The 4,462-nt window shown below is 49.8% G+C and carries 4 protein-coding genes; 3 read left to right on the top strand and 1 reads right to left on the bottom strand.

All coding sequences use genetic code 11. The features are described from left to right. Positions 1–1,673 (bottom strand): sensor histidine kinase (locus ACLTD4_RS33000; RefSeq protein WP_412331934.1); only part of this gene is annotated, 1,673 nt, incomplete at its 3' end. Positions 1,674–1,944: 271 nt separating this feature from the next. Between ACLTD4_RS33000 and ACLTD4_RS32995 the strand changes: the two genes are divergently transcribed. The 3 genes from ACLTD4_RS32995 to ACLTD4_RS32985 all read left to right on the top strand — a co-directional run. Beyond that, positions 1,945–3,237 carry an ABC transporter substrate-binding protein gene (locus tag ACLTD4_RS32995; RefSeq protein ID WP_117620778.1) on the top strand — a complete coding sequence of 431 codons (1,293 nt, stop codon included), beginning with the start codon at positions 1,945–1,947 and terminating at the stop codon, positions 3,235–3,237. Between the two features lie 14 nt (positions 3,238–3,251). Further along, the gene (locus ACLTD4_RS32990) at positions 3,252–3,995 is read left to right on the top strand and encodes a cupin domain-containing protein (RefSeq protein WP_412331933.1); all 744 of its coding nucleotides are present in this window, start codon (positions 3,252–3,254) and stop codon (positions 3,993–3,995) included. Positions 3,996–4,019: 24 nt separating this feature from the next. Then, positions 4,020–4,462, top strand: a 443-nt coding sequence (locus ACLTD4_RS32985; protein ID WP_412331932.1) for an extracellular solute-binding protein, incomplete at its 3' end; no start/stop codon positions are given.

The raw sequence follows: 4,462 nt of genomic DNA, 5'->3' as shown, positions 1-4,462 counted from the left end.
GCCTTTACCTGCTGAAGCGAGCGCGTGAGCTCCTCCAGTCTTTCAGCAGAAATGCCGGTTCCGGTATCTTTGACGAACAAATGGAGGTAATTGCCTTCCACAAAAGCGCGTATGGTCAGGCGTCTGTTGTCAAGCTTCAGAAGATTACCGTGCCGGATCGAGTTTTCAACCAGCGGCTGCAGCGTCATCTTCGGAATCAGCATGGCGCCTGCCTCATCGGATATGTCAAATTCTGTCTCCAGCGTGTTGGGAAAACGCAGCTTTTGCAGCTTTAAATACAGCTCGATGTAATGGAGCGCATCGTTTATGGGCACGAGATTGTGAGCGGTGTCCATGGAGTAGTGCATCATCTGTCCCAGGGCCGTGATGGACTGGTACAGAGGCAGATTGCCGCCCTCCAGGGCATTGGTCGCCAGGCACTGGAGCGTATTGTGGATAAAGTGAGGATTGATCTGGGCCTGAAGGGCCTTTAATTCACTTGTCCGGTTTGCCAGCTCCAGCTGGTACTGGTGAATGATAAAGTTTTTGATGGAGTACATCATCTTGCGGATCGTGATGAGCAGAGAGCCAATCTCGTCATTTTTCGTGTAAGTGATGTAGGACGACATATTGGCATCCAGATCACCGGCGCTGACGGCTTCCGCGTAGGCTGTCACCTTTCGGATCGGCGCGGTAAAACGTATGACGGTTATGACGATCAGAAGAATCTCCGCAAGAGTCACGATGATAAAGGAGTAAAGCATCATGTGGAAGAAGCGGCTTGCCTTTTCATAGACAAAGGCTTTCGGAGATATCTTGATTAAATACCAGTCCACCGGATCCTCCAGAATGCGGCTGCAAATGACGATGTCCTCGGAATCCGTGTCGAGAACCAGCGGGACGCCAGGCTCCAGGGAAGAGGAGAGGATATCCTGAATAACCGGATTGCGGGTCTGTGTGGCGATCTCTGCGGGAGTGCTGCTGTAGACGTAGCTGCCATTTCCATCCACCAGGCAGAGGTACTCCTTTTCCTTGAACAGGGGAGAGCAGATGGAATCCAGAACCGATATGGGAATGTCGATGGTAATCTCTCCCAGGGAATCGGTGACGGAAGGAATCTGATAAATGGGCATATGCAGAGAAAAAACCAGGGAAAATTCCCGCCCCGACAGCTCCTGAAAATTATAGTTGGACTGCATGTGGGCCGACGTCACATAGGAGTGGTACGGTTCGCATGGGAAACGCCGTTCCTGGCTTAAATAGATATGGTCCTTTTCATACCGCTGCATATCGGACTGAAGCAGCAGGGACTTTTTTAAATTAAATGCGGAAAGCTGGATCTGTGAGGCATCTGGCACACTGGAATAAAGGGTCTGAAGGAAATCGAAGATGCGGGACTCCGTCTGAAGCAGGCGGTAGCTGGATACAGACTGTTCCTTTTCCGACAGGATGTCCATGACCTCAGAGTTGAAATAGAGGCCGCGCGCCGTATAATCCACCAGCTTCACGTAATCGGAAATACTGTTTCCGGTGGCGCGCATCGTATCGGTCGTCTGAGAGACGAACTCATCGTCCAGTGACGTTTTGATATACTCATAGGAAAAAAACCAGTATACCAGAAACGGAACGAGAATGCAGATAAAGAGCAGAGATAATAATTTGATTCGGATACTGACAAAACGCTGACTGTTCATACTTACTTCCCCCAAAACACAGTTATCTGGCACCATTCTACCATAAACAGTAAATTCGCGAAAGACCATGAAGTCAAAATAGTCCTCCTATCATATCAAAAACATGAGTGTAAAAAGAAGTCACGTTCTATTACAATGAAGGCACAACAAAGAAAGAGAGAGAAAATCCAGGAAACAGAGTGATGGTTATTTTTAGTTTCCGCCCCTGTAACTGTCATGGTATACTATAAAAGAATAAGGTGACAACTACACATCAGGGGGAGTATTTACGATGAAGAGAAGGATTATAATCGGTTTCATAACAGCAGGTATTGTGCTGGCTGCAGCGGGATGCAAAAGTCAAAACACAGAAACCGGCGCGGCAGAAGCAGCCGCAGAACCAGGAATTGTACTTACCGTGAGCATGCCGTCTTCCGAATGGAGCGGATATGTGAAGGAACTGTCGGATCTGTACAGAAAGGAGCACCCGGAGATCGGGAGCATCGAATGGAATCTGGTGGACCGGAGTATGTATTCCGATTTGCTGCGGGTCAGCCTGGCATCTCAGAAGCTTCCGGATATTATCTACGTCGGCTTCGAGGGTTCCATGGAAGAGTGGAAGGACCATCTGCTTCCGCTGGAAGATCAAAACGTACTGCAGGAGCTTCCGATGCCGTACCGCACCATGGGAAGTCTGGAGGGAACGGTCTACTCGGTACCGCTCCAGATTCAGGGGATCGGTATCGCCTATAACCAGAAGCTTTTAAGGGCAGCCGGATGGGAGCGTTTTCCTGAAACGAAATCCGAATTCGAACAGTTATGTCTGGATCTGGAGGAACAGGACATAAAGCCCATGATGAACCACTATAAAGAAACGCTGCTTACCATGGCCAACAACTTATTCATGCTTCCTGCGATGGCGGAGGACAATCCCACCGCATATATGGAATCCCTGTTAGAGGAAGACCGTCAGCAGGAGTATGAAGAGAACTGGCAGGCGCTGGCGGACTATTTTGATCTGACCCTGCGTTTCGGTAACCGGGATTCCTTAACAACCGGAGCCCCGACCGCAAGAGATTACTTCTTCATCGAAAAATACGCAATGCTGAATGACGAGGGCAGCTGGCTCGCGCCGGTTCTGGCAAAGTCCAAACCGGCTCTGGAACGGGAGATCTCCATCGGAGCGATTCCCATCTACGAGGAAGCGGAGAGAAATAAGCTGATCGTGGAAGTCCAGGCACTGTCTGTGGTGAAAAGCAGCCGTCATCCGAAGGAAGCCGAGGAATTCTTATACTGGCTCGCCACTTCAACAGAGGCATCCCGGTATTTAAGAGAGACAATGGGCTGCCTTCCGGTCATGGCCATGAATGACGAAAGCCTGGAGGGGCTGTCCCCTCTGGCGGCCGAAGTAAAGAAAAGCATCAAGGAAGGCAGAACCGCGCTCGACGTGGTAAACTGCCTTCCCGGAGAACTGAAAAATAAGAGTGCCGAACTCTGGGGCTTTTATCTGACCGGCGATTTGAGCCGGGAGGAGGTTTTAACGGATTATCAATCTCTCTGGAAAGATTATATGAAACATAATTAGGGAGGTTATTTAAGATGTCAGTGATTCATTACCAGAAAAAAGAAGATATGAAATTTGAGACAGCAGGAAACGGAATTTTAAGAGCGGAGATGCTTCCGGGGATGGTAGACGGCGTACATACCTTCAAATGCAAAGTGGCAGCCGGTACCGTGGTTACGCTGGAAACCTTTGGCGATCAGACACAGATTTACTACTTTACCAGGGGCGAAGGCTATGTGGCCACACCGAAGAAGGCGTTTAATATCGAAGAACCTTCTCTGTTAATCCCAAACATGGACAAAGAAACGAATATCTTACACGCCGCAACAGACATGGAATTTTTACAGCTGACTTCTGTCATGCTTCCGGAGGATTACGAGCAGTTTGATCACTGGCACATTGCGCTGCCGAGATTCTGTCCATTAAGCGGCTGTATCGAATATATCGAGGGCTTCCGTCCGGAAGGCATCAAGGCGCTTTCCATTCTGGATACCCATTTCCTCACCCGCATGACCATGGGCGCTATCATCGGTAAAGGACCGAACAAGGCGGCTCCTCACAGCCATGATAACCTATATCAGTGGTATTACGGAATGCCGGGAACGAAGTTTATCTACCGCGCGGCGGATGAGGAAATCGAGCTTCATGAGGGAGACTGGGCGTTTATACCGACCGATATTGAGCATGCCATCGAAATCAAGGAGGATGAAAATGTAAACTACGTCTGGTTTGAAATTGAGCTGACGAAAGCCGAGCTGGAAGCAAAAAAAGCGCAGTAACCGATAAAAGGAGAGGGAAAGATCATGATGAAAAAAATGACAGCTGCGGTTTTAGCCGCGGCAATGGCAGCATCACTTACGGCATGCGGGGGCAATGCCGCGAAAGAGACGACACAGACTACGGCACAGACGTCGCAGGAGGCGGCCACCGTTGCGGGAGGCGCATCCACGACGGACGGAAAAGAACCTGTTACCCTGCGGTTTTCCTGGTGGGGCGGGGAGACGAGACATAAGGCGACTATGGCGGCCGTCGAGGCATTTGAACAGGAATATCCCTGGGTAACCGTAGAATGTGAATACTCCTCCTGGGATGGCTGGACCGATAAGGTGGCTACCCAGCTGGCAGGCGGAACGGCTCCGGATCTGATGCAGGTCAACTGGAACTGGCTTTACCAGTTTTCATCTGACGGCTCCAAATTCGCAGATTTAATTCAGTTTAAAGACATTGTTTCCGTAGATAACTGGTC

The sequence above is a fragment of the Hungatella sp. genome (assembly GCF_046966825.1).
Note: the sequence above shows the minus strand (reverse complement) of the source record. Positions and strands in the feature narration are given on the sequence as shown.